Below are 25557 nucleotides of genomic sequence, written 5' to 3'. Positions count from 1 at the left end.
TCGTGTCCCCGGAAACCCCCATCCGAAAGACATTATCACCAAGCTTGATCATATACATCTTCTCTGCAAATTATTTTCACCAGCTACTCGGCCGGCCCGAGGTCGGCGGTGTCGCGGAAGTCCACGATGTCGGTGCGCGCGCCGTGCAGTTCGAGCACCACGATCTCGTTGGCACCCGCGCGCAGCACCGGCCCCGGAACGTAGAGGGAGTGCTGTGGCCCGCGGGACCAGTAACGGCCCAGCGGGAAGCCGTTGACCCAGACGTTCCCCTTGGTCCAACCCGGCAGATGCAGGTAGGTGTCCGCGGGCTCCGCCACCTCGAAGGTGCCCCGGAAGAAGGCCGGGCCCGCCTGGACCGGCGCGGGCGAGAACGACAGGGCGTCCAGGGTGTCCAGGGGCAGCGGGGTGCAGGTCCAGCCGGACAGGGGCCGCGCGTCGAAGGTGACCGGTCCGGCCAGGCCCTTGGCGTCGCGCAGACCCGAGCCGTAGTTCACCCGCCCCTGGTTCTCCACCAGGACCGCAAGCCTCGCCCCGGCGGCCGGCGAGCGCAGGCTGAGGGCCTGCTCGTGGTTTTCGCGCTCCAGGGTGCCCACGGGCTGTCCGTCGACGAAGACCTGTGCGCGGTCGCGCACATCACCGACGCACAGCACCCCCTCGCCGGCGGACGGCAGCCGCGTCTCGTACAGGACGAAGCCGAACGCCTGGCCCAGCTCCTCCATGGAGAGCGGCCTCTGCGCGCGCCGTGCGGGTCCGCCGAGCGTGCCCGCCTGGGCGAGCAGGGACGCACGCTGCGGCAGGCGCACCCCGCTCAGGGCCAGCTTGGCGCCGGCGGAGGGGACGGGCTCCTGCGGCACGGGCGCGTACTTGGCGATCGTCTCGCGCAGGAGGTGGTACTTGCCGGTGGGGTCGCCCGCCTCGTCAAGGGGGGCGTCGTAGTCGTAGGAGGTGATGGTGGGCCGGTAGTGGCCCTTGTCGTTGGCGCCGTTGGTGAAGCCGAAGTTGGTGCCGCCGTGGAACATGTAGATGTTGACGGAGGCGCCCGCGGCGAGGATCTCGTCGAGGGTGTCGCGCACCTCCTCGTCACGCCGCGTCTTGTGCCCGCCGCCCCATCGGTCGAACCAGCCCGCCCAGAACTCGCCGCACATCAGCGGCCCTCGGGGCTGGTGCTCGCGCAGGGTGCGCAGGTGCTCGCTCGCGCCACGGCCGAAGTTGACGGTCCGCAGCACGCCGGGAACGCCGCCGTCGGCCAGGTCGCGCGCCTGGTCGGAGGTGAACAGGGGGACGTCGACGCCGCCCTCCCGCAGCAGGGTGACGAGACGGTCGAGGTGGGCCCGGTCCCGCAGGCCGGAGGCGCCGTACTCGTTCTCCACCTGGACCGCGACGACAGGTCCGGCGGCAGTCGCCAGCCGGGGGCGGATGTGCGGCAGCAGCAGCTCGAAGTACCGCTCGACGGGCTCCTGGTAACGCGGGTCGGAGGTCCGCGGGCGCACATCGGGGTCGGCGAGCAGCCACGCGGGCAGGCCGCCCGCCTCCCACTCGGCGCAGATGTAGGGACCGGGGCGCAGGAGCACCAGCAGGCCCTCGGCGGCGGCGAGGTCGAGGAAGCGGGGCAGGTCCAGGCCCCCGTCGAGGACGAGGGGGCCGTCGCGGTGGGGCTGGTGGAGGTTCCAGGGGATGTAGACGTCGACCGTGTTCAGGCCCATCAGCCGGGCCTTGCGGAGACGGTCGGCCCACTGCTCGTGATGGATCCGGAAGTAGTGGAGGCTGCCGGAGATGATCCGGAAGGGCCGGCCGTCGAGGTGGAATCCGTCTTCGGCGATGCTCAGTTCGGGCATGAGGATGTCTCGGTCTCTGATCGTGTCGTGGGTACGACGAAGCGCGGCGCGCGGCCGGGGGTGAGGTCAAGACGCCGGGACGCCGTGGTGCCGCGGCGGGGTGGGGGCCGTCGCGAAGTGCGGCGCCGGCCCGGCGATGCGCGTGGCGCCGTACGGCGACCGGCGCGGTTTTCAGTTCATGGGGCCGTCGAAGATGCCCTGGCTGCGCTTGCGCGGCGCGGGCGCGTCACCCTGGTTCATCCGGTCGTAGATACGGTCCGGTACCCGCTGTGCGACGAGCGCCCACAGCAGCGCGCCCACGAGGGAGTCGCTGGAGCGTCCGGCGAAGTAGTCCGTCCAGGAACCGCCCACCCCGGTGCCGGTGTGCAGCGCCTCGTCCACCTCGGCCGCGAGGGAGGAGTGGGGATCGCCCGTGACGAGCGCCGTCAGCGCCCCGTGCTCACGGGCGACCTCGACGAACTTCATGGCGATCGGGCTCTCGCCCGACCTGGAGATCACCAGCGCCACGTCGCCCGGCGCCAGCAGACTGGCCCCGACCTGGGCGAAGTAGGCCCCCTCGTCGTACCAGACGGGGATGCCGATGCGGAACAGCCGCAGATAGAGCTCTTGCGCCGGAGGCGCGTCGCCCCACTCGCCGAAGAGCTGCACCCGCTGCGCGGAGACGATGCGGTCCGCCACCCTCGCCATGGCGTCGAGGTCCACCGCGGCCATGGCGTTGCGTGCCGCGCTGAACTGGTTGGCCGCCAGGGTGCTGAGGACCTTGTCGGCGGGGTCGTCCGGTGTGATGGCCGAGCCGATGTCCTTCTCCCAGCCGGCCTGGACACCGCGGCCGTGCTCGCGGGCGAGCGCGGCACGCAGTTCGGGGAATCCGTCGAATCCCAGCGCCGTCGACAGCCGGGTGATGGTCGCCGCCGACGTGTGCGCCTCGCCGGCGAGCCAGGTGATGGAGCTGCGGCCCACCACGGCCGGGTCCCTGAGGATGACCTCCGCGACCCGCAGCTTGGCGCCGGTGAGGTGCGGCAGAGACGTGCGGAGCAGCTCCAGCGGGCTGGCCTCGTCCACACCGTCGGTCCGCTCGCCGTTCACCGCGGGCACCGGTACGTCGTTCTGCGAGGACCGGGATCCGGAGCGGGGACGGCTTGAGTCCGAGTCGCGGCTCACGGGCTGCTCCACTGTGGGTCGGCCGCGGCGGTCTCGACGCTCGCCGGACGGAATGGCTGCTTCGGTCGAACCGCCGGAGGGATCACCTCGGCCGGTGTCACACCGCACGACACTCTACCCTTCTGGGGGCTCGGGGCCCGCATCGGACGATCGGTCCACGGCCTCGCGGAGGGCCGCCGCGGCACGGCGGCCGACTCCACCAGGGGCCGGTCTAGTTGACGGTGAATCCCTCTTCCTTCCCGTACTTGACCAGCTCCTGCTGCCAGTCGTTCAGCCCCTCCTGGAGCGTCTTGTCCCCGGTGTACGCCTTGCCGGCCTTGTCGTTGAAGATGCTGACGGCGTAGACGTCGTAGGGCAGGTACTGCCAGCCCTCGGCCACGTCGGCCAGGGAGTCCGCGAAGACGCGGTTGACCTGCTGGCCGCCGAAGTACTCGTCCTTCGCGCCGAGGAACTCCTGCGACTGCAGCACCTTGCTGCGGGCGGGGAAGGAGCCCGTCGCCTGGGTGATGTCCGCGCCCTTCTCGGCGCTGACATAGCGCAGGAACGCGGCGGCGGCGGCCTGCTTGTCGCCCTGCTCCATCATCGCCAGGCTGCTGCCGCCGTTGACGGAGGTCGTGGACTCGCCGTCGTAGGAGGGCATCGGGGCCACCCGCCAGTCGCCGGACGCGTCGGGGACGCTGCTCTTGAGGATGCCGGCCATCCAGGCCCCGGACGTCAGCGTGGCGATCTTTCCGGAGGTCAGACCCTGGAACCACTCGGGGCTCCAGCCGGCGATGGGCGAGAGCAGCTTGTCGTCCAGGAGCTCTTGGTACATGTCGGCGTACTTCTTGGTGCCGGCGTCCTTCAGGTCGACGGAGATCCTGTCGCCGTCCACCTTGAAGGGGCGGCCGCCGGCCGACCATATGAGGCTCTCGGTGAGTCCCGCGTTGCCGTTGTCGGCACTGATGTAGTAGTCGGGGTCGGCCTTCTGGAGCTTTCGGCCCGCCTCGATGTACTCGTCCCACGTGGTCGGGACCTTGATGTCGAACTTGTCGAACGTCTTCTTGTTGTAGAACAGCGCCATCGGGCCGGCGTTCAGCGGGAGCTCGTAGAGACCGCCGCCGACATTGACGTTCTCCCACGCCGCGGGGTCGAACTGGTCTTCGAGGTCGCCGAAGCCGAACCTCTTCAGGTCGACGAGCGCTCCGGTCAGGGCGTACTGGGGGATGGCGTTGTACTCGACCGTGGCGAGGTCGGGCGCGCCCTTGCCCGCCTTGATCGCGTTCTGGAGCTTGGTGTACTGCTCGGCGCCGGTACCGACGTTCTCGACCTTGATCTTTACCTTCGGGTGCTCCTTCTCGAACGCCTCGGCGACGTCGGGCAGGCTCGTGGACCAGGACCAGACGGTCAGCTCGGTCGGCTTGTCGAGCGCGGCCTGGATCTCCTCCTCGGTGACGGTCTTCGAAGCCGACTCACCGTCGCCTCCCCCGCCGCAGGCGGACAGGGTCACCGCGCTGAGCGCGGCGGCGAGCAGGAGAGAAGTCGTTCTGCGATGACGCGGCCATCTGTTCACTTTGATCTCTTTTCACTGGGTGGTTCGGGTCGTTCGAGTCGTTCCGGTCGTTCGGGGTCGTTGCGGGGTCTGCGCGGGCTCGCGCGAGCGGGGTCAGCCCTTTGTGCTGCCGGCGGCCAGCCCGGAGCGCCAGAAGCGCTGGAGGCAGAGGAAGACGACGATGAGCGGGACGATCGTCATGAGCGAGCCGGTGAGCACGAGGTTCGCGACGAACTCGCCCTCCGCGCTGGACCCTTGGGCGTTCCACTGGTTCAGGCCCACGGTCAGGGGGAACCAGGAGGGGTCGCTGAGCATGATGAGCGGCAGGAAGTAGTTGTTCCAGGCGCCCACCACTTCCAGCAGGAAGACGGAGACGAGTGCGGGCGAGAGCAGGCGCATCACGATGGTGAAGAAGATGCGGAACTCGCCGGCGCCGTCCACCCGTGCGGCGTCGAGGATCTCGTTGGGCACGGCCTCGTTGGCGTAGCTGAACAGCAGGAAGAGGCCGAAGGGGGTGACGAGCAGGGGGATCAGGACGCCCCACGGGGTGTTCGTCAGGCCCATGTTGCTGAAGAGCAGGAACGTGGGCACCGCCAGCGCGGTGCCGGGTACGGCGACGGCGCCGAGCACGACGGCGAGGACGGCCCGGCGGCCGGGGAAGTCGAACTTGGCCAGTCCGTAGCCGGCGAGCGCGGCCAGCAGGGTGGAGCCGCCCGCACCGACGGCGACGTAGAGCAGGGTGTTGGCGAACCAGCGGCCGTAGATGCCGTCGTCGTAGGTGAGGACGCCGACGATGTTGTCCCAGAGGGCGAAGTCGTCCCCGAACCAGAGTCCGAAGCCGGAGAACAGGTCGTCCAGCGACTTGGTGGAGTTGATGAACAGCCAGGCCAGGGGGAACAGGCTGTAGAGCAGCGGCAGGGTCATCAGGACCGTGAGGGCGAGCGAGCGCTGCCGTCGCGGCTGGTTGCGCACCTGGCGCCGGCGGGCGGTGGGGCGTTTCGTCGCGCGGCGCGTCTGCGGGGCGGCGGGCCCGGAGAGTTCGGCCGATGGCTCGCGGGTGAGCATCACACGGCCCCCTTCATCCCGCGGCGCTGCACCACGAAGGCGACCACACCGGTGACAAGTCCCATGATCATGGCGACGGTTGCGGCGCTGTTGTACTGCTGGCCGGCGAAGGACAGGGTGTAGGCGTACATGTTCGGCGTGAAGTCGGTGCTGATCACGTTGGGCACCATGTCGCGCAGGATGTTGGGCTCGTTGAAGAGCTGGAATCCGCCGATCACCGAGAAGATCGTGGTGAAGACCAGGGTTCCGCGGATGGCCGGCAGTTTGATGCCGACGATGACGTGCCAGGTGCCGGCCCCGTCGATCCTCGCCGCCTCGAACAGCTCCGAGGGGATGGCCTGGAGCGCCGCGTAGAAGACGAGCATGTTGTAGCCGACGTAGAGCCACAGGCCGATGTTGCTGATGGACGGCAGGATGAGCGCGCTCGACAGGGGGTCGGGCAGGGCGACGCCGAACATCTCCTTGATGTCACCGACCAGGCCGAACTGCGCTCCGTAGATGTAGCCCCACAACAGCGAGGCCACGACACCCGGTACGGCGTAGGGCAGGAAGATGCCCAGCCTGAACACGGACGGGGCGTAGAGCCGGGCGCTGTCGAGGGCCAGGGCGGCGCCGAGCGCGAACAGCATCATGAGCGGGACCTGGATCACGAGGAAGATCCCGACGCGGGTGATGCCGTCCCAGAATCGCGGGTCGCTCAGCTGCTCACGGTAGTTGCCCAGTCCGACGAAACTCACTCCGCCGATGAGGCGTTCCCGGAAAAGGCTGAGGCCCGCGGTGTACACGATCGGGGCCACGACAGCCAGCAGGAACGGTATGGCGAAGGGCAGGACGAACGCCCACCCCGTCAGCCGCTGCCGCAAGGGCCGCCGCCGGACGACGGGCGGGGCCGGCGGCGGTGAAGCCGACCTCTGCTTCATAGGTACTCCAGTGCTGCTGTGGGATGTCACGGTGCGATGGGCGCCCTGGAGAGGCGACGGCCGACCGAGGATTCAAATTTATTTCAGAGATAGGTCGCCTGGATAGCCTGCGTGATAATTTTTTTCATCAAACCGTCGGCTCGGCATGTGCCGACGAGAGTCGCTTGAGTCGCTGAACCCGCCGCTGAGCCGCTCTGGCCTGGGGATTTCATCGGTCGCTGCGCCGAGCGACGACGAGCCGTCCGTCGCTCGCCCGGTCCCCGACGTGAGATCGACCCCGCTCGTTCGGCGGCGCGGTCAGAAGCGGACGCCGTTGCCCCTCGCGGCCGACGGAATGACGACCAGGGTCGCGTCCACCCCGAACTTCCGGAGGGAGGCGACCATTTCCACGTTCGCGTGCGAGTCCGTGACCAGGGTCTGGATGGACCCGGCATCGGCGATCCGGGCGTGATGAACCCTGCCGAGTTTCGAACTGTCGGCAACGACTATTTTGTGCTCCGCCTGCTCCAGCATGATGCGGTCGATCTCCGCGCTGTGGGCGCTGTGCCGGGTGAACCCGGCCTCCGGGCTGACGCCGTCCGCGCCCACGACCGCGAAATCGAACTGAAAGGAGCGCAGTGACTTCTCGGCAGCCCTGCCGACGAGGTCGTTGGACAGCGGACTCGCGGTGCCACCGGTGACCACCACATGGACCATCTGCCGTGCCATGAGCGTGGTCGCCGTGTCGAGGCCGTTGGTGACGACGGTGAGGTCCGGCCGGCCCGCCAGGCTCCTGGCGACGAAGCCGACCGTGCTGCCACCGCTCAGGGCCATGGTGAGCGGGCGGGACGGAATCAGGGAGGAGGCCAGGGCGCCGATGCGCCGCTTCGCCTCGGTGTTGTGCGAGCGGCGCAGACTCACGGGAAGTTCGGCGCCGCGCCGCGCCGCGGCGATCTTGCCGTAGGAGCGCCGGATGAGGCCCCTCTCCTCCATCACGGCCATGTCCCGCCGGACCGTGGCCCCGGAGACACCGAGAACGGTCGGCAGGAAACGGACCTGCAACTCCCCGCGCTGCGCCAGGAGGATGAGGATGCGCGAGATACGCGCGTCGCGTGTCCGGTAACTCACTTGTCACTCCGCCGCGTCGATCGGCCGTGCCGTGCGTGGAACCACACGGAACACACCCTGAAACCCTTTGTCCGTGTTCCTTCTCGCTCAGCTGCGCGTTTCCTGCGAAGTGATCAACGAAGCCGAGCGTTCTCAACTGCTCACCAGCCTCACCCCGCCCGTCCTCCCGACGGAACAGGGAAACTCCCTAGGACGCCCCGTGCCCGCGCCGCGCCGTCACAGGGCGTCGTCGGGCGGGGACTGATCGTCGCGATACCTCGATGCCTCGATACGTCGATGCCGCGGGTGAGGCCGGTGATCATGCCGCCGGCGGGCCGAGGCTCCGCCCGCCGGCGCGCCCGCCCCGGTCAGCCGGCGGGCCAGATGGCCACGTTGTCGATGTTGAGCCACTTGTTCGCCGGACCGTCGGCCCAGATGCCGAGGTTCACCTTGCCGGACGAGACGGTGACGGTCACCTTCTTGGTGGTCCATGCGTCCTGCTTGGTGTTGAGCTGAACCGGGACCGCCGCGCCCCCGTGTCCCTTCACCTCGAAGTAGGCGCTGTTCTGGCCGCCCGAGGAGCGGTAGTCGAAGGAGACCTCATAGGTGCCGTTGGGGAGGCTGACCTCCTGGCTGACCCAGGAGGTGTAGGCGGCGTCGTCCCACAGGGTGAGCTGCCGGCGGCTGTCGCCGAGCGCGGACTCCTCCACCTTGGCGGCACCGTTGGCCTTCGAGGTGTTCCACTGGGGGATCCTCGTCCCGACGACGTCCTGGTCGAAGCGGCCGTTGGCGACCGGGTTGCCGGTGACGGTGCCGGCGGCGGTGTCCACGTCGACGTCGGTGTAGCCGTGCAGGACGGGGGCGCCGCTCTCGAAGGTGAGCGGGTACCAGGCGTTGAGGCCGACGCCTCCCGGGGCGGTGGTGGTCGTGTCGCCATAGAACTGCGAGTACCGGTCGCCGTTGTACAGGTAGGACGTCTTGCCACCCGCGCCGACCACGGGGATGACCTGCTCGAACTGTGTGCCGAAGGAGTTGCCGGAGGAAGGCCGTGTCGAGACCTGCTTCCACGCGGTGCTCTTGTCCCAGCCGCCGAGGGTGGTGCTGGCACGGTAGGAAGTGGGCGTGGCGTTCCAGTTGTCCATGCCGGAGGCGAACAGGTAGTAGCTGCCGTTGGCCTTCAGGATGGCCGGCGCCTCCTTGTGGGCGTACCACTCGCTGTAGATCGTGGGCTCCACCCCGGTCCAGTCATCGTTGAGCGGGGCCACATTCAGGGTCTGGTTGAACTGCTTGTCCTCGCCCCTGCCCAGGTCTCCGACGTAGACGAGGTACGCCTTGTCGCCGTCGACGAAGACCGAGTGGTCGCCGGTGGTGTTGCCGTTGACCTCCTTGGGGTCGCCGGTCAGCGTGTACTTGCCGTCGATCGTGTCGCTGGTCGCGAACAGCATCTGGTTGCGGTTCCGGTCGCCGTTGTTGACCTCGGCGACCACGACGAACTTTCCGTCCGGGCGTTGCAGGAGCTGGGGGCGGCCGAGCCAATAGGGATAGTTCAGGTAGGGCTTGGAGCCGTCCTGCTCCAGGATGGCGTTCTCGAACTTCCAGTTCTCCAGGTCGGTCGAGCTGTACAGGTTGAGCGCCTTGGCCTCGCCGCGGACGATCCCCTGGCCCACCCAGTAGTACGTGCCGCCCACCTTCAGCACATTGCCGCCCTGGGCGAGGATCGGGTTGCCGTCGGTGTCCTTCCAGACGGTGTCGTTGGCCACGTAGGACGAGGGTTCCGCGGCTTGGGCGGGCAGTGTGGAAGCACCCGTGAGGGCCAGGGCGACAGCGGCGGCCAAGGTGGTGAGACGCGTGACGCGGAAGTAGGGGCTCATGCTGCTCCTCGGTCGATGACAACTCCGTCAGCGCAAAGAATTATCACGCACGACGCCGATTCGACCCCTGCGTGAAATAAATTTCCACCCTTGCGGGTCCGGGGCAGAGGAACGGAAGGGCCGGCCCCCCGGGGTGGGGCCGGCCCCTTCCGCACAACTGCGGTAGCGGAGCATCCGACTTGTGCTCGCCTGCCGCTGTCTCCGTCACGTGGGGGAGACGGCCTCCTGGCTCTCCCTGTGCTTGATCAGCAGATCCAGCATCCTGTCGAACTCCGCCGGCGGCATCCTCTGGATCAGGAACCAGGCCGCGTCCGCGCCGTCCTGGTACGGGAATCGCTTGGGCTGCCTGGCAGGTTCGTCGTCATCCGCTTCGACCGACGGTGCCTGGACGGGGACCGCCGGCGCCGCCTCGGCAGGGTCGGACGTGTCGTCGTCCTCCGGCTGCGGGATCTGGGATCCTGGCGGCTCCTGCGCCGGACGCTCAGGGGTCACGCCATGGTCACTGTCATCGCTCGTGGCAGGTTCCTCAGGCGCGGCTGCCTGGTCCGCGGGCGGCTGGGCCCTGGCCGCGAACTGCTCTGTCTCTTTGCGTACTCGCTCCGCCTTCAGTTCCTCCAGTGCCGCTTCCTGTTCGGCGTGCGGGCGGTTGCCGATGGCGCGCAGGAGGTCGATGGGCTCTTCGCCGATGCGGGACTGGAGTTGGGGTGTGAGGTTGAGCAGGGCGAGGCGCTGGGACACCCAGCCCTGGGAGCGGTGGAGTCGTTTGGCCAGGGCACGTTGGCTGCCGTGGATGGCGAGGAGGCGTTGCAGGGCTCGGGCCTCGTCGATCTCGTCGAGGTCCTGGCGGTGGATGTTGGCGACGAGTGCTGATTCGAGGAGTTCCTCGGAGGTGGTTCCCTGGTCGTCGCTGACCATGACCTTGATGACGGGCAGGCCGGCTTCGCGGGCGGCGGCGAGCCGGCTGCTGCCGTCGATGACGACGTGGCTGGTGTCGGGCTCCAGGTCGGTTTCCCGGTCCGGGTTGGCCTTGATGTACGCGTCACGGTTCATGACCGTGACGGCCTGCTTCTGACCGTGGGTGCGCAGACTGCCGGCGAGGTCGGTGAGGTCACCGAGACTGGAGCGGGGATTGTCCGGGTTGAGACTGACGCGGTCGGGCGGGAGTTCGGTCGGGGGAGCGACACCCTCGGTCGGGACCCCGGTCGCGGCGGCCACGGCCTGGCGGCGGGCACTGACCGGTCGCACTCCCCCGCCGAACCGGCCCGCACCCAGTTGGTCGGCCTTGCTCACAGCACCTCCCGGGCCAGCGCACGCATACCGATCGCCTGCTGGGACTTCGGCGCATACGACAACAGGGGCATTTTCACTCGGACCGCTTCCTTCTGTTCCTTCAGATCCCCGATGAGCCCCACGACCCTCGGATCCTTTATGTCGACCCACCCCTGCAGAGAGGACGTGGCGATGTAACCGCGGCGCGAGTCATACAGGTTCACGACGATGCCGAGGTAGTGGATGTCGACCTGAAGGTCGCCGCGCAGGTCGTCGATCTGCGTCGTGAGCAGCTCATAGGCGTCCGCGGAGCTGTCCTCGGCCTGGACCACGATCAGGGCGCCGGACAGACCGGGCTTCTCCCCGTCACGGCGACGCCCGTAGTAGGCGGCGGCGTCCATGCTGAGGCCGAGGCTCGGCGGGCAGTCGACGATGATGACGTCGTAGTCGGGTTCGAGCGGGGCGAGCGCACGCTCCAGCGCCGACTCCCGCGCCCGCACCGCCGACAGGCGTACGTCGAGCAGGAACGCGTCGTTGCACGCCGGCAACAAGTGCAGCCGCCCGCCGAAGTTGTCGTCGTCGATGGAGACGATGAGGTCCCGCAGGTCGCCCTTGGGATCCCCCGCCATGTGATTGGTGAGGCTGTCACCGTTCAACGGCAGGGGCGCGGCGCCCAGCTGGTTGGTGAGGTGGCACTGCGGGTCGAAGTCGACCAGCAGCACCTTCAGTCCGGGGCCCGGCAGGCTCTCGATGTCGAGCGGGTTGTCCTGCTCCGCCTCGCCCGTCTGGCTCTCGCTCGCGCGCAGCGCCTTCGTCAGGGCCTTGGCGACCCGGACGGAGTGCAGCGCGTTGGGGTCCTCGGCGAGTGCCTCGCCGAGGCCGGCCGTGATGGCGGTCTTGCCGACCCCGCCCTTCTGGTTGCACACCACGATGCGCCGGGTGAACTCCGGCCGCGCCACATCCGGAGCCGGATTGGAATCCAGCCACAACTGGATGGACTGCGCGAGGCCCTGGATGAGGGAGACCCGCCGGTCGGCGGAGATCTGCCGGAACTCCTCCCACTGGCCCGGCGGCAGGAAGGTGGAGAAGGAGTCGGCGCCGGACGTGTCGACGGAGGCCGTGGTGGCGGCCAGGTCGCACCAGTCCCTGATGCCCTGTTCGACCGCGACCTGGATCTCGACGCCGTGCTGGGCGGCTCTGATTTTGAGGTTCTGCCGGAGCCAGGCCGGCAGTTTGGACACGACCTTCTCGCGGTCGCTGGGCGTGGCTGGCGAAGTCATGAGAGACACCATACTAACGCGCAAGATCCATTGCCGCTCCGACACGTTAGTTTCGGGTACCTGTTGGTGTGTCAGCACCCGTCAGCACCCGTCAGCACGCATCAGCTCCGGAGGCGACTACGAAGTGGCCTCCCGCCCTACGGTCCGATCACGCGTTCGGCGCGGTCAACCGATCGAGGGCCAGGAACACGTTGCCGGCGGAGCCGACCCGGCCCCTGGGGCGACAGCCGGCCCCGCGGCGGGGCGCTGCCGGTGCGGTTGTCGGTGCCCCCGTGAAAGCGGTCCCCGAGCCGGAATGAATGCCCGGCCCAGCAGAACACAATGCTCAGAATTCATGAGCATTGTCCATTGCAAATTACTCAGGAAGGGGTCGAACCGCAGCCGGCGGATGCCCGGCGCAACGCGAACCACAATGCCATTCGGATATCCGGATCGTCGAGGTCGGCGTTCAGCAGGTCGGCGCAACGCGAAATGCGCTGGCGGACGGTATTGCGGTGAACGGACAGGGCGGCGGCGGTGCGGTCCCAGCTGCCGTGCAGGGAGAGCCAGGTGCGCAGGGTCCCGGCGAGGGCCGGAACGGCCTGCACCGGCGCCAGCACCGCATGGGCCTGCGCCTCGCTCCCGGCGTCGGTGGCGAGATGGATCAGAACGTCCGACGCGGTGTGGCTGACCAGCGCGGTGCGGGTGCCGAGGGCACGGGTCAGGGCGCGGGCGGCCTGGGCTTCGGCAGCGGCCCAGTGCCGTGGCGCGACGGGGGCGCTGACGCCCAGGGTCCAGCCGGGCTGTCGAGACGTCTCGTGGCAGGCGGGCAGCAGTATCCGCACGACGTCGCCGCCGCCCCCCGCGCCTGCAGCACCGCCGACACCGCCCGCGGCGTCGACCAGCGCCGAGCCGAGCGCGGCCCCCAGCCGGCCGGCGGCGGCCGGGTCCACCACCCCGGAGTCGGGCCGTGCGTGGACGACGACCCACTCCTGGCCGCCGAGCAGCGGCGCGACCTCTTCGGGGCCGGCCCCCAGCAGCAGCCGGACCAGCGCCGAGGTGCGGGCGGCGCCGGTGTCGCCGTGCCGGCCGCCGGTGAGCAGTGCGAGCAGCACAGCCCCGACGGAGGCGATGGTCTGGTCCCCGGACTCGCGGTGCTCGGTGGCGAAGCCGAGCACGAGGTCGTCCTCGCCCGCCCCGAGGGCGTAGGCGGACAGGTGCACGCCGCCGATGGTGTCGGTGGCGGTCGACGACGTGTGACCGATGAGGAGACAGGCCAGGTCGGCAAGGGCGACTCGGCCCGCCTCCGGCGGTTCCCGGCCTGCGGACATGATCTCCGTGCCACGTGATCCGTACAGCGCCGCCCAGCCGCCGAGGCGGGCGGCGAGCCGGCGCAGCACCGAGGGCACCGGGTCCGGGGAGGAAGCCGCCGTGACCAGGCTCTGCTGGGCGTGCGAAACCCGCCGCAGTTCCTCCAGCCGGGCCTGCGCCATCAGCTGCCACACCGCACGGGCCACGGCTGCGAACGTCGTCTGCGGCGGCACTTCCAGCAGCGGCAGGCCGTGCCTTTCGCAGGCTGCGACCAGGGCCTGCGGCACGGTGTCGTGCACGGGCGCCAAGCCGAAGCCGAGCGCGGCGCCCCCGGCCGCGACGACCCTGCGGACGTAGTCGTCGAAGTAGTCCGAGAGGTCGTCGGCTTCGCCCGAGCAGGGCAGATCCCCCTCCCCTGCGGCCGTTCCCGTCCGCTCGGCGATGTGCAGCCCGGCGGTCAGCAGCAGCTCGCCGCCCAGGAGGTACGGATACGGGTCGGACATCTCCGAGGCGTGTGCGCCGTGGATCACCAGACCGGGGACATCGGGGGCGACCGCGAGACGAAGGGCCAGATCGTCACGGGACAGAAGCGCGGCGAGGGGCACCGAAAACGCCGGTGTGCGAACTGCATCGGTTATGGCAGGCATCAGCGGGATATTCCTTCCATTCCGGCGAACTGGAAATGTGTGAAACATACACTTCGCAATCGTTTTTCAGCCACCTACTGTCGGACGGTGCCGGGATCCAGAAAAGCCGCCACGAGTACGGCGGATACCCCTGCTGTGGATTTCCCGAGCAATCTCAAGATCACGAGACGTCCCAGCCGATGAGCGAAGGAGGCCCTCATGGCCGTCGACTACACAGTGATCGTCGTCTATCTGGGCGGCATGCTCGCCATGGGCTGGTGGGGCATGCGCCGCGCCAAGTCGAAAAGCGAGTTCCTGGTGGCGGGCCGCCGTCTGGGAGCCGGCATGTACTCCGGGACCATGGCGGCCATCGTCGTCGGAGGCGCGTCGACCATCGGCGGGGTCGGCCTCGGATACCAGTACGGCCTGTCCGGTGCCTGGATGGTGCTCTCCATCGGCCTGGGGCTGCTCGCCCTGTCGGTGTTCTTCTCCGCACGCCTCGCGCGGCTGAACGTGTACACCGTCTCCGAGATGCTCGACCTGCGCTACGGCGGCCGGGCCGGCGTCATCTCGGGTGTGGTCATGTGGGCGTACACGCTGATGCTCGCGGTGATGTCCACCGTCGCCTACGCCACGATCTTCGACGTCCTGTTCGACGTGGACCGCACACTCGCCATCGTGCTCGGCTGCTCGATCGTCGTCGCGTATTCCACCCTCGGCGGCATGTGGTCGATCACGCTCACCGACATGGTCCAGTTCGTCGTGAAGACCATCGGCGTGCTGCTTCTGCTGCTGCCCATCGCCGTCGTCAAGGCCGGCGGATTCAGCGAGATGAAGGCGCAGTTGCCCAGCGAGTACTTCGATCCGCTGGGCATCGGCGGCGAGACGATCTTCACCTATGTGCTGGTCTACACGTTCGGCATGCTGATCGGGCAGGACATCTGGCAGCGCGTCTTCACCGCCCGCAGCGACAGGGCGGCCAAGTGGGGCGGCACCATCGCCGGCACCTACTGCCTCGCCTACGCCGTTGCCGGCGCGGTCGTCGGTACGGCGGCCAAGGTGCTGTACCCGAAGCTCGGCAATCCCGACGACGCGTTCGCCACCGTCGTCAAGGACGCACTCCCCGTCGGCGTCCGCGGGTTGGTGCTGGCCGGCGCTCTCGCCGCCGTGATGTCGACGTCCTCCGGTGCCCTGATCGCCTGCGCCACCGTCGCGAACAACGACATCTGGTCCCGGCTGCGGGGCGTGGTCCGCGGCTCTGACGAACCGCACGACGAAGTCAAGGGCAACCGTGCCTTCATCGTCGCGATGGGCGTACTGGTCATCGGTGCCGCCCTCGCGGTGAACAACGTCGTCGAGGCACTGACGGTCGCCTACAACCTGCTCGTCGGCGGCCTCCTGGTCCCGATCCTGGGCGGACTGATGTGGAAGCGCGGCACCGTGCAGGGCGCGCTCGCGGCGACCGCGACAGGCGGCATCACCGTCATCGTGCTGATGGCGACCCACGGCATCCTGGCCAACCAGCCCATCTACTACGGCCTGCTGACGTCCCTGGTCGCCTACGTCCTCGTCTCCCTGGCCACTCGACCGACCGACGCTGCGATCCTGGACGCCTGGCGCGAGCGGCTCGCCGGACACGCTCCCGCGTCCGCACCGGGGACGGCGCCCCACGGCGGTGAGCCGGCGGGCGTGTCCATCACCTCCGGAAACGGTGGCAGTTGACAACCTCCGACACATCTGACCGTCGTGCCGCAGGACGGTCGACCGCCGCCGTGACCTGCCCGTCCACCACGCACCAGGTGCAGGTGCGCTGGCCGGACATCGACGCTCTCGGCCACGTCAACCACAGCACCGTCCTGGTCTATCTGGAGGTCGGCCGCGACGCGGTGCTCTCCGCCTGCGGCATCGAACCCAGGCAGGTCGTCGTCCGGCACTGCGCGATCGACTACGTGCGGGAACTCCGCCCCCGGGGCAGCCATGTCGAATACCGGCTCGACGCCCTGGAACCGGGCCGCACCAGCCTGCGGATCGAAGAACGCCTCATGCGGGGCGGCGAGACGGCCGTGTCGTCGACGTTCGTACTCGTGCTGTGGGACGACGCCCGGCGCGCGGCACGTGAACTCACCCCCGATGAGCGCCACGCGCTCTCGACACTCAGGAAGGACGGCTGACATGCACGACTGGAACGCCCGCCCCGTGGTCATCACCGCCGCCATCACCGGCGCGGACGTCACCCGCGAGCACAATCCCAACGTCCCTTACACACCGCGGGAGATCGCCCGTTCCAGTCTGCGCTCGCTGGAAGCGGGCGCGGCGATCGTCGCGCTCCACGCCCGCGAGGACGACGGCACGCCCAGCGGTCGCCCCGAGCTGTTCCAGGACGCGATCGGCCGCATCCGCGAGAGCGCCCCGGACGCGCTGGTCAACGTCTCCACGGGCGGCTCGGGCGAGATGACGCTCGACGAAAGGCTCGGCGGGCTCCAGGCAGGTCCGGACCTGTGCGGTGTGGAGACGGGCTCGATGAACTTCGGCGAGGGCACCTTCGTGACCTCGCCCGCGGCAGGACGGGAGATCATCTCCCGGGCCGTCGCCCAGCACACGGCCCTGGAGGTCGAGGCATTCGAGGTCGGGCACGTCATCGCCGCACTCCGGCTGCTGCGCGAGGGCGTACTGCCCGCACCGCTGCGGATCAACCTCGTCTTCGGCGTGCCGGGCGGGATCGACGCGAGCCCGGAGGCCCTCGACGCGATGCTGCGCCCCCTGCCGGCGGACACCTTCTGGACCGTGACCTGCGTGGGCCGCCACCACGAACGCATGCTGGCCCTGGCCCTGTTGCGGGGCGCCGGGGGTGTACGCACCGGGCTGGAGGACGTCTCCCACATCAGCAAGGGCGTGCTCGCGCCCTCCAACGAGGCTCTGGTCGCCAGACTCGCGGCACTGGCGGCCACCCTCGGCCGTGAGGTCGCCACGACCGGCCAGGCCCGGGAGCTGATGCGAGTCGGCGCACCCTGACGACGGGTCCGCGACAAGCACATCGGTCACGGCCTCGGCCTCGGCCTCCGGGAAGCTGACAGCCGTGGGCGCCCGCCCCGCATTCGAGCCCGATCGCGCTCTCAGCCCTGCGGGCGCAGCCCGGTCAGCAGGACGTCCAGAGCAAGGTCCGTGGCCTCGGAGAGCGGGGTGTCGTCCAGGAGGCCTCCGGCGGCCAGGACGGCCAGTCCGTGCACGGTGGAGAAGGCGACCTGAGCCAACCGCACCGGATCGCCGGCGCGCACCACCCCGGCCCGCTGTGCCTCGGCGAGCAGCTCGGAGGTGGTCTGCAGGGCCTGATGGCCGAGTTCGTGAAGCTCCTCGCCGGGGCGGTCCTCATGCTTGGCCGCGAACATCAGCGTCAGCAGCGCGTGCCGCTCGACGGCGAAGTCCAGGTAGGCCCGGCCCAGAGCCGCCAGCCGTACCTCCACCGCGCCCCGGCCCTGCGCCGCCTCTCGCAGCCGCAGGTTGAACTCGGTGAAACCGGTGGTCGCCAGGGCGTCGAGCAGCGCCCTTCGGTCGCGGAAGTGCCGGGTGGGTGCGGCATGGCTGACACCGAGGTCCCGGGCGAGGCCGCGCAGGGAGAGCCCGGCCGGCCCTTCTTCGGCCAGTACGGTCTCGGCCCGTTCCAGCAGGGCGGCCCTGAGGTTGCCGTGATGGTAGGAGCCGTCGCTCACGCCGATCCCTCCGATGTTGTCGGTTGACTACAATGATGTCACATGCCTACATTACGGGTGTCGTACTCACCGCAGGAAGCGGAGCACCGACCATGACCAGCATGTCCTACCGGGGAACCACGGCCCTCATCACGGGGGCCAGTGCCGGCCTGGGTGAGGAATTCGCCCGCCAGTGGGCGCAACGCGGCGCGGACGTGGTGCTCGTCGCCCGGCGCCTGGACCGTCTCGAGGAACTGGCCGGCACCCTGAAACGCGATCACGGCGTCACCGCCACGCCGATCGCCGCCGACCTCGCCCGGCCGGGCGCGGGAGCGGCTCTCAAGGCGGAACTGGACGAGCGCGGCATCGCGGTGCAGACGCTGATCAACAACGCCGGCTTCGGCAGTCACGGCGCGGTCCTGGACCAGGAGCCGGACACGATCACCCGGATGATCCAGGTCAACGTCACCGCGGTCGCCGACCTGACCCGCGCGTTCCTGCCGGATCTGGTGGCCGACGGCAGGGGCGCCCTGGTGACGGTGGCGAGCACCGCCGCCTACCAGCCCACCCCGGCCATGGCGGTCTACGGCGCGACCAAGGCCTTCGTCCTCAGCCTGACCGAGGCGCTGGCGTACGAGACCCGCCGGTCCGCACTGCGCGTACTGGCGGTGTCGCCGGGGCCGGTCAGCACCGAGTTCTTCGACGTCGTCGGCACGAGGGAAGCCGCGGTCGGGCGCTTCTCCACTCCCACGCAGGTGGTGACGGCCGCGCGGCGCGCTCTGGAGCGCCGCAGCACTCCGCCCAGCGTCGTCGCGGGCCTGGCGAACCGTCTGTCCGCCTGGGCACCCCGGTTCGCACCACGACGCCTGGTCCTCGCCACGGCCGGACGCGCGCTGCAGGGCTGATCCACAGCCACGCCCACTGACCAGGATCGGGTCAACCACACGCCCGCTCAAGGTGATTGAGTGCCGCGAACCGGCGTGCCCGGCCGAGTGTGAGGAGGGCGCCGCGCCCGGCAGCCCAGGCCTCGACGATGACGGTGCCGATGGTCGATTCCGGGCCGGGTCCGTCCGGACGGTCGACCGTGCCTCCGGACCACCAGGACGGCCTGAGTCCCGCGGTGTGTCGTGCGACATCGTCGTTCCCGACGCGCCCGGCGCCTATGAAGGCCCCGTGCGACCTGCGCCCGGACAGCACCACCGTAGGGATCATGACGCACGGTCGAGCCTTGGACGACGCCGAGTTCCCGATGAACGGGCCGCCACTCGAAGGTCTAGGGAATTTCCCCGGGCCGTTTTCGCAATTTCCGTCGGAGCATGGAAAGCGCAGTCCGAGCAGGGCGGCCCCGACCGCCCCGACGGAAAGGAGGCCGCCGTCATGGAGCAGCAGGAGTTCTTCCAGGTCACTGTTCCGATATGCCATAGCCAGGACCCGGCCATGCGCGGGGTGCACGTCTTCACCGGTGAGGCATCGTCCAGGGCGGAGGCGGTGTGCCTCGCGCGCCGGGGTTACAAGGACGCACGCTACGCCTATGAGGCCGGGCTGCAGATCCCCCTCATGTGGCCGAGCGGCTGGGGAGCGCGCGGTCTGCGGCCCGGCTGGGAGCCCGACTGGTCGGCAGCCAAGGCCAGCCTCTGGCAGTCCTTCCCGCTGGCGCCGTAGCCGGTCCGGGCACCCTGAGCGCGGCGCAGTCGTCCTCGACATGTCCGAGGCCCGGTCGCTTCGGTCGCTTCGGTCGCTCAGTGGCAGGGGCGACCACGACCGCAGCAGGGTCACTCCGCCACCGCGACGTGACGACGGCTCGCGTCGTCCGCGTTCTCGGACCGGTCGGCGAGGCTGCCGCTCGGGTCGACCAGGACCCCGTGGGGCGTCAGCTCCTGCCGGACCCGCTCGGCCACGGCACCGGTGCCGGTGCGCCGGCCCGCTCCCGTGCCGTGGCGTCGCCGTCTCACGGTGAACCCCGAGAGCCTCGGCATGTTCTCGCCGAGAGCCACATCCGGTCGTAGCAGACGCCGGGTTCACCGCGTATCCGGTGCGAAAGGGCTCGACACCCCCAGCGGCGGCACATGGCACTCCCAGGTGTTCGGCGACAACTGCCCGGATCCCTCCGACGCGACATGACGAGCAGTGGGCCGGCCGGGAGAGCGGCACGCGGCTTCCACCTCGTGGACGGCGAACACCGTGAACGCCCCCTGAGGCCCGAGCAATTGGTCAAGAAGTGTGCGCGGTTGTGCCCCGCGCGGCGTCCGATTCGCTCTTCCCCGGTCGGCGCATGCCGGGAGCCGCTCGCGGCGAACGCCAGGCCGAGGCACCCGAGCGCCGCTCCGCGCCCCGCAAAAGGCGCGTGTCAGGGCGTCGGGCGGACTGCGTCACCCCGTCACGGGCGACCGTTTCCGGCACCGTTGTGTGGTTACATCTGGCCACCCCCGTGACGGAGCCGGCCGGCGCCCCACCCCCGCGTCCCTTCCCGCCCTCCACGCGTCTCGTCCCCCTCGACCGATCCGCCTTAGGACCACGATGTCTCGATGGACTGGTGCCCGGCGCCGACTCGGCTCCATACGGCTCTCGCTGATTCTCCTGGCGCTGGTTCCCAGCATCACCCTGGCGGCCTTCTGGGGCATGACGAGCGTGGAGATCCGCTCCGACGGGCTGCGGCTGCGTGCCCAGACGGAGTTGAGCCGGACCACCGGTAACCGCGGCGCCGACGTGCTGCTCGCCCTGCAACGGGAGCGGAAGCTGTCCGCCTCGCGGTTGGCCACGCCGCGCACCCCCGGGGCCGCCCTCGACGAACAGCGCGTCCGGACCGATGCGGCGCTGGCGGGACTGACCGCCCAGAAGGACTCGTTCGCCGAGGTGCCGAGGCAGATCGCTCCCCTGCTGGAAGCCGGGCTCACCTCGCTGGAGGACGTGCGGTCCATCCGGGAGCAGGTGGACGACCCGGCCGGCACCACCGCCGAGAAGGTCCTCGCGCGGTACGACTCGATGCTCGACACGCAGATCCAGGCCTACCAGGGGCTGCTCTCCCAGGTGGACGGCGATGAACCGACCTCACAGGCGGACCTCGTCTTCGCCTTTCTGCAGGCGGCGGAACTGCTGTCCCGTCAGGACGCGCGGCTCGCCCTGGCCCGGCCGTCCGGGCGGTTCGACGAGCAGGGATGGGCCGACTTCACGAAGCTCGCCCATGCCCGCCGGTGGCTGGCCGAGGACCAGCTCGAACCGATGCTGTCCGCCGCCGGTCTCGAAACCGGGCAGGATGTGCGGAGCCCGCAGTGGCGCACGCTGAGGGAGATCGAGGACCAGGTACTGAAGGCCCATCACCCGGGCGGCGAAGGGCACATCGACCTGCCGCGCGGGCAGCAGCGGTGGGACGCGGCCACCGCGGAGGTCGCCACGCGCTACGGAACGGCGATCCGGCAGCAGACCGACGCGCTGCTCCACAGCAGCGCCGAGCGGGCCGACGGGCTGGTGCTGACAGCCACCGCACAGAGCGCCGGCGGCCTGCTCGCCCTGCTGCTGTGCGCCGGCATGTCCTGGCGGATCACCCGATCGCTGTCGCGGCGGCTGCGCGGGCTGCGGAAGGCCACCCTGAATCTGGCCGAGGAACGGCTGCCCGACGTGGTGGCCCGGCTGGAACGGGGCGAGAAGGTCGACGCGGAGTCCGCGACCGAACCGCTGGAGTACGGGTATGACGAACTGGGCCAGGTCGCCCAGGCGTTCAACACGGCGCAGCGAACCGCCGTACTCACCACCGTCGAACTCGCCCGCACCCGCAGCGGTTTCCAGAAGGTCATCCTGGGCATCGCGCGGCAGAGCCAGAACCTGGTCAACCGGCAGCTCGGCAAGCTCGACACGCTGGAGCGCAGGCACAGCGACCCGGAGATCCTCAAGGAGCTGTACGAACTGGACTCCATCGCCAGTCAGCTGCGCCGCTACGAGGAGAACCTCGTCGTGGTCAGCGGCGAACGGCCGGGCCGGACCTGGAGCGAGCCCGTCGCGGTGACCGACATCGTGCGCGCCGCCATCGGTGAGGTCGCCGAGTACCAGCGGGTGGAGATGCACACCGAGGAGGAGGTGGCGCTGGCGCCGCCGGCCGTGGCCGACGTGATCCACCTGCTCGCCGAGCTGATCGACAACGCCACCGCCTACTCGCCCGCGCCGAGCCCCGTCACGGTACGGGCGACCCTGGTGGCCATGGGTCTGGCCGTCGAGGTCGAGGACCGGGGCCTCGGGCTCGGCGAGGACGACTACGCCACCCTCAACGCGCAGTTGGCGCAGCCCATGCAGTTCGACGTCGTGGCGCTGGCGGAGGATCTAAGGCTCGGCATGTTCGTCGTCTCGCAGCTCGCCCACCGCCACGGTGTCACCGTCACGCTGCGCCGCTCGCCCTACGGCGGTACGACGGCACTCGTGCTGATCCCCCGCCATGTCGTGGTGCGGGACTCCGGGACGGCGCCTGCTCGGGCGACGGCTGCGTACCCGGGAGGGCCCGGGGTACGAGGCCCGGCGACGACCGGGGTGCCAGGCCCGGCGACGGCTGCCGGCGCTGGGGCAGGCCCCGTGCGGGGCGGCGCACCGGACCCCACAGCCGTCGCGGGCACGGCGACGGTCGTCACCCCGGCCGCCACGACGGCCGACGCCCCGAGCGTCGCCGCGGTCGGTGCTCCGGGCTCCGAGCGCTCGGAGTTCCCGCCCCTGCCTCCTGGTCCGGCGCCGGGCACCCTCGGCCCGGCGGTGTCCGGGCGGCGCTCCGCGCAACCTCCCGACGCGGGTACGCGGCACGGCCAGGACCTCGTCCCGCTTCCCCGTCGGGTGCCCCGGACCAGCCTTGCCGCCGGGGGTGCAGCACACGAGTGGACCGCTGAACCCGCCGACACCTGGCCCAAGTTCAGCGCCGAGGCCGCGGGCGCCTCCCTCGCCGGGTTCCAGCGCGGCACCCTCCGGGCCCGGGACGCGGACGCCGCCACGGAGCGGTGACGCCGCCCGGCAGCCCCACGACGGCGCCGGCACGGCCACGGTGGTGCGGCCGCCCGGCGCAGCCCCCTCTCCCACCTCCCCCCGGCCCCGCTTCCGAGCCCATCGACTCCCTCCGACACACACCGACCCCCGAGCCCCGGCCGGCCCCGCAGCCGCCGACCTGCACCGCCCGCCGCCCGCCGCCCGCCGACAAGGAACACCTCATGACCCACCCCAGCCCCACCACTCACGCCCAGCTCGACCAGTTGCTGACCGGACTCGTGGAGCGTGTCGCCCACGTGAGTCATGCCGTGGTGCTCTCCGAGGACGGACTGGTCGTCAGCAGGTCCACCGCTTTCCGGCGCGACGACGCCGAGCGTGTGGCCGCGACCGCCTCCGGCCTGATGAGCCTGAGCAAGGGCATCAGCACGGACGTCCACGGCGGCCCCGTACGCCAGGCCCTCATCGAGATGGCCAACGGCTATCTGATCCTCACCTCGGCCGGCCCCGGCGCGCATCTGGTCGTGCTCACCGGCGCCGGTGCCGACGTCGGGGTCGTGGCGTACCAGATGAACCTGCTGGTGAAGAAGATCGGCGAGCACCTCACCGCAGCCCCGCGGCGCGTGGCCGGACCCGCGGTCTGACGTGCACCGGGACGACAGGGCGGGCCCGGACGCCGCGGCCGGGCGGGGCGGCACGGACGGCCGTGGCGACGCGGAGGGCCGGCTCGTGCGGCCGTTCGCCCTGACCGGTGGCAGGACCCGGCCGAGCCGCGCCGACTTCACGCTCATCACAACGGTGACCGCGGCGGACCCGCAGCCGGAGGGGACACGGCCGGAAGGGGCCGTGCGGGCACAGCCCGAGCACGGGCGGATCCTGCGGCTGTGTGCCGCGCCCGTCGCCGTCGTGGAGCTCGCCGCGCGGCTCGACCTCCCGGTGAGCGTGGTCGTCATCCTGCTGAGCGACCTGCTGGAGGCGGGCCGCGTCGTCGTTCGCCCACCGCACCCTGTCTCCCGCGTGGGCCCCGGTCTGGAATTGCTTCAGAGAGTGAGGAAGTGCCTTGACAGCCTCTGAGACCGCTGAGACCGCCGATCCGGTGACCGGGCGTTCGTCACCGGAGGCGGTCAAGATCCTCATCGCGGGTGGTTTCGGCGTGGGCAAGACCACCATGGTCGGCTCGATCAGCGAGATCGCGCCCCTGCGCACCGAGGAACCGCTCACCGAGGCGGGCCTGGGCGTGGACGACCTGGTCGGCATCGAGGAGAAGGAAGCCACGACCGTCGCTCTGGACTTCGGGCGGATCACCGTCTCCGGCGATCTCGTGCTGTATCTCTTCGGAACACCGGGCCAGCAGCGTTTCTGGTTCATGTGGAGCGACTTGGCGCTCGGCGCGCTGGGTGCGGTGGTGCTGGTCGACGTGCGCCGACCGCGCTCAAGCTTCGCGGCCATCGACTTCTTCGAGCAGCGGGGCCTTCCGTTCGTCGTCGCTGTGAACGGCTTCCACGGCGAGCACCCCTACCCGGTCGAGGCCGTCCACGATGCCCTCGCGCTGTCGGCGGACGTGCCGGTCCTGCTGTGCGACGCGCGGGACCGCGGCTCGTGCCGGGACGTGCTCGTCGCGCTGATCGACCGGCTGATCAGCGCCGCGCACGGCTGACAGCCGCACCTGGTCCCGGCCGCGCGGTCGGTGCGGCCCCTTCCTTACCCGTCACCTATATCGAGATCCCGGTCCCTTGAGTCCCTGTCCGCGCCCAGTGGCCCTCTCATCTGCGCAAAGACAAGGGACTGAGTGCTCAGCGAGGTCGCGCGGTCATGGCTCACCGTCAGGGAAGGTGGCGGGAGACGACCAGCCGCATGATGTCGGACGTGCCCTCCTCGATCTCCTCCAGCTTCGCGTCGCGCATCCACTGCTCCATCGGGTACTCGCGGGAGTAGCCCCAGCCGCCCATGGTCTGCAGACCGGCCCAGGTGCAGAACATGGCCGTCTCGGAGGCGGTCAGCTTCGCCATCGCGGCGAGCCCGGTCACGTCATGCCCGGCGTCCACGGCCCGCGCGGCCCGCAGGACGAGCAACCGGGCGGCCTCGATCCGGTTCGCCATGTCGGCCAGGCGGAACGCGACCGCCTGGTGCTCGATGATCGGCCGGCCGAACTGCACCCGGGTGCGGGCGTAGTCACGCGCGTACTCGTAGGCGGCGCGCGCCGCGCCCACGGAGGCGGCGCCCAGCACGATGCGGGAGATGTCGAAGGTCCGCATCAGCCCCACGAAGCCCGCGCCCTCGGGGCCGAGCCGGTCCTCCTCGGGGACGAACACGTCGGTGAGGAACACCTCGCGGCAGACGATGGCGCGCTGGCCCATCTTCCGCATGGGTTCGCCGACCGTCAGGCCCTCGGTGTCGGCGCGTACGAGGAAGGCGGTGACGCCGCGGGAGCGCTGGTGCGGATCGGTCTTGGCGAAGATCACGTAGAACCGGGCGGCCCCCGCGTTGGAGATCCACGCCTTCTGCCCGTTCAGCAGGTATCCGCCCTGTGTCCGCACGGCGCGGGTGGTGATGGACGCGGCGTCCGAGCCGGCGCCCGGCTCGGTGGTGGCCAGCGACGTCATCGGGGCGTCCGGGCCGATCAGCGGGCCCAGCCAGCGCCGCTGCTGCTCCTCGGTGCCCAGGGCGAGCAGCGGGTCGGCGAAGAAGCCGTTGGAGCACAGCAGGTTGCCGATGCCGGGGTCGCCGTAGCAGAGCTCCTCCTGCACCAGGCACTGGGTGAAGACGTCCGTGAAGCCGCCGCCGCCCAGTTCGCTCGGCAGCATGAAGTCGGTGATGCCGACCTTCGCGGCCCGGCGCCAGATGTCGACCGGCGTCTGCACGTCCGCCTCGTCCACGTCACGGCCGCGCGGCCGGATCTCGCTGCGGGCGAAGGCACGGCACAGCGCCACGACCTCGCGCTGCTCGTCGCTGAGCGGCCAGGGCTCGTTCAGGGTGTTCATGGT

General features: G+C 70.2%; 22 protein-coding genes. 9 read left to right on the top strand and 13 right to left on the bottom strand.

Translation table 11 applies throughout. From position 1 onward, the window contains the following. Positions 1 to 83 precede the first annotated feature (83 nt). From PGH47_RS42545 to PGH47_RS42500, 10 genes are all read right to left on the bottom strand, one after another. Positions 84 to 1835 carry a glycoside hydrolase family 35 protein gene (locus tag PGH47_RS42545; RefSeq protein ID WP_271668361.1) on the bottom strand — a complete coding sequence of 584 codons (1752 nt, stop codon included), beginning with the start codon at positions 1833 to 1835 and terminating at the stop codon, positions 84 to 86. 171 nt (positions 1836 to 2006) lie between these two features. Further along, on the bottom strand, positions 2007 to 2996 hold the full coding sequence (locus tag PGH47_RS42540; RefSeq protein ID WP_271668360.1) for a MurR/RpiR family transcriptional regulator: 990 nt from the start codon (positions 2994 to 2996) through the stop codon (positions 2007 to 2009). Positions 2997 to 3207: 211 nt separating this feature from the next. Continuing rightward, the gene (locus PGH47_RS42535; RefSeq protein WP_271668359.1) at positions 3208 to 4548 is read right to left on the bottom strand and encodes an ABC transporter substrate-binding protein; all 1341 of its coding nucleotides are present in this window, start codon (positions 4546 to 4548) and stop codon (positions 3208 to 3210) included. A 93-nt stretch (positions 4549 to 4641) separates the two neighbouring features. Next, entirely contained in the window at positions 4642 to 5592 is a 951-nt protein-coding gene (locus tag PGH47_RS42530; RefSeq protein ID WP_365111399.1) for a carbohydrate ABC transporter permease, read from the bottom strand. Then, complete coding sequence (locus PGH47_RS42525) at positions 5592 to 6512, bottom strand: carbohydrate ABC transporter permease (protein ID WP_271668358.1); 921 nt, start codon at positions 6510 to 6512, stop codon at positions 5592 to 5594. The genes PGH47_RS42530 and PGH47_RS42525 overlap by 1 nt, the downstream gene beginning before the upstream one ends. Before the next feature lie 297 nt (positions 6513 to 6809). Next, positions 6810 to 7619 carry a DeoR/GlpR family DNA-binding transcription regulator gene (locus PGH47_RS42520; protein ID WP_271668357.1) on the bottom strand — a complete coding sequence of 270 codons (810 nt, stop codon included), beginning with the start codon at positions 7617 to 7619 and terminating at the stop codon, positions 6810 to 6812. Between the two features lie 347 nt (positions 7620 to 7966). Continuing rightward, positions 7967 to 9469 carry a family 43 glycosylhydrolase gene (locus tag PGH47_RS42515; RefSeq protein ID WP_271668356.1) on the bottom strand — a complete coding sequence of 501 codons (1503 nt, stop codon included), beginning with the start codon at positions 9467 to 9469 and terminating at the stop codon, positions 7967 to 7969. Between the two features lie 204 nt (positions 9470 to 9673). Next, on the bottom strand, positions 9674 to 10759 hold the full coding sequence (locus PGH47_RS42510; protein ID WP_271668355.1) for a ParB/RepB/Spo0J family partition protein: 1086 nt from the start codon (positions 10757 to 10759) through the stop codon (positions 9674 to 9676). Beyond that, complete coding sequence (locus PGH47_RS42505) at positions 10756 to 12018, bottom strand: ParA family protein (RefSeq protein WP_271668354.1); 1263 nt, start codon at positions 12016 to 12018, stop codon at positions 10756 to 10758. Before PGH47_RS42505 ends, PGH47_RS42510 begins: the two co-directional genes overlap by 4 nt. A gap of 359 nt (positions 12019 to 12377) precedes the next feature. Next, the gene (locus PGH47_RS42500; protein ID WP_271668353.1) at positions 12378 to 13955 is read right to left on the bottom strand and encodes a PucR family transcriptional regulator; all 1578 of its coding nucleotides are present in this window, start codon (positions 13953 to 13955) and stop codon (positions 12378 to 12380) included. Between the two features lie 198 nt (positions 13956 to 14153). Between PGH47_RS42500 and PGH47_RS42495 the strand changes: the two genes are divergently transcribed. From PGH47_RS42495 to PGH47_RS42485, 3 genes are read left to right on the top strand one after another with little or no spacing between them, the layout of a single operon-like run. Then, entirely contained in the window at positions 14154 to 15656 is a 1503-nt protein-coding gene (locus PGH47_RS42495) for a sodium:solute symporter (protein ID WP_271668352.1), read from the top strand. 50 nt (positions 15657 to 15706) lie between these two features. After that, positions 15707 to 16105 carry an acyl-CoA thioesterase gene (locus PGH47_RS42490; protein ID WP_271668351.1) on the top strand — a complete coding sequence of 133 codons (399 nt, stop codon included), beginning with the start codon at positions 15707 to 15709 and terminating at the stop codon, positions 16103 to 16105. A gap of 1 nt (position 16106) precedes the next feature. Continuing rightward, on the top strand, positions 16107 to 16946 hold the full coding sequence (locus PGH47_RS42485) for a 3-keto-5-aminohexanoate cleavage protein (RefSeq protein WP_271668350.1): 840 nt from the start codon (positions 16107 to 16109) through the stop codon (positions 16944 to 16946). A gap of 101 nt (positions 16947 to 17047) precedes the next feature. On the opposite strand, the gene PGH47_RS42480 is transcribed toward PGH47_RS42485, so the two are convergent. Next, positions 17048 to 17641: a TetR/AcrR family transcriptional regulator gene (locus PGH47_RS42480; protein ID WP_271668349.1), complete on the bottom strand. Its 594-nt coding sequence runs from the start codon at positions 17639 to 17641 to the stop codon at positions 17048 to 17050. Between the two features lie 92 nt (positions 17642 to 17733). Here PGH47_RS42480 and PGH47_RS42475 point away from each other — a divergent pair, with 92 nt between their 5' ends. Then, positions 17734 to 18525 (top strand): SDR family NAD(P)-dependent oxidoreductase, encoded by a 792-nt coding sequence (locus tag PGH47_RS42475; RefSeq protein WP_271668348.1) that lies wholly within the window; start codon positions 17734 to 17736, stop codon positions 18523 to 18525. A gap of 472 nt (positions 18526 to 18997) precedes the next feature. Beyond that, positions 18998 to 19282, top strand: coding sequence for a hypothetical protein (locus tag PGH47_RS42470; protein WP_271668347.1), 285 nt, complete (start codon positions 18998 to 19000; stop codon positions 19280 to 19282). A gap of 110 nt (positions 19283 to 19392) precedes the next feature. Here PGH47_RS42470 and PGH47_RS42465 read toward each other — a convergent pair whose 3' ends face one another. Next, positions 19393 to 19572, bottom strand: a complete 180-nt coding sequence (locus PGH47_RS42465; RefSeq protein WP_271668346.1) for a hypothetical protein — start codon at positions 19570 to 19572, stop codon at positions 19393 to 19395. A 565-nt stretch (positions 19573 to 20137) separates the two neighbouring features. Between PGH47_RS42465 and PGH47_RS42460 the strand changes: the two genes are divergently transcribed. From PGH47_RS42460 to PGH47_RS42445, 4 genes are all read left to right on the top strand, one after another. Next, positions 20138 to 22594 carry a sensor histidine kinase gene (locus tag PGH47_RS42460; protein ID WP_271668345.1) on the top strand — a complete coding sequence of 819 codons (2457 nt, stop codon included), beginning with the start codon at positions 20138 to 20140 and terminating at the stop codon, positions 22592 to 22594. Positions 22595 to 22797: 203 nt separating this feature from the next. Beyond that, entirely contained in the window at positions 22798 to 23217 is a 420-nt protein-coding gene (locus PGH47_RS42455) for a roadblock/LC7 domain-containing protein (RefSeq protein WP_271668344.1), read from the top strand. An 85-nt stretch (positions 23218 to 23302) separates the two neighbouring features. Then, entirely contained in the window at positions 23303 to 23647 is a 345-nt protein-coding gene (locus PGH47_RS42450; RefSeq protein WP_271668465.1) for a DUF742 domain-containing protein, read from the top strand. Next, the gene (locus tag PGH47_RS42445) at positions 23634 to 24230 is read left to right on the top strand and encodes a GTP-binding protein (RefSeq protein WP_271668343.1); all 597 of its coding nucleotides are present in this window, start codon (positions 23634 to 23636) and stop codon (positions 24228 to 24230) included. The genes PGH47_RS42450 and PGH47_RS42445 overlap by 14 nt, the downstream gene beginning before the upstream one ends. 166 nt (positions 24231 to 24396) lie before the next feature. Here PGH47_RS42445 and PGH47_RS42440 read toward each other — a convergent pair whose 3' ends face one another. Continuing rightward, the gene (locus PGH47_RS42440) at positions 24397 to 25554 is read right to left on the bottom strand and encodes an acyl-CoA dehydrogenase family protein (protein ID WP_271668342.1); all 1158 of its coding nucleotides are present in this window, start codon (positions 25552 to 25554) and stop codon (positions 24397 to 24399) included. Positions 25555 to 25557 lie beyond the last annotated feature (3 nt).

The organism is Streptomyces sp. HUAS 31, from assembly GCF_028198125.1.
Taxonomy (GTDB): domain Bacteria; phylum Actinomycetota; class Actinomycetes; order Streptomycetales; family Streptomycetaceae; genus Streptomyces; species Streptomyces chartreusis.
This window is presented reverse-complemented; position numbering and strand designations above follow the sequence as displayed.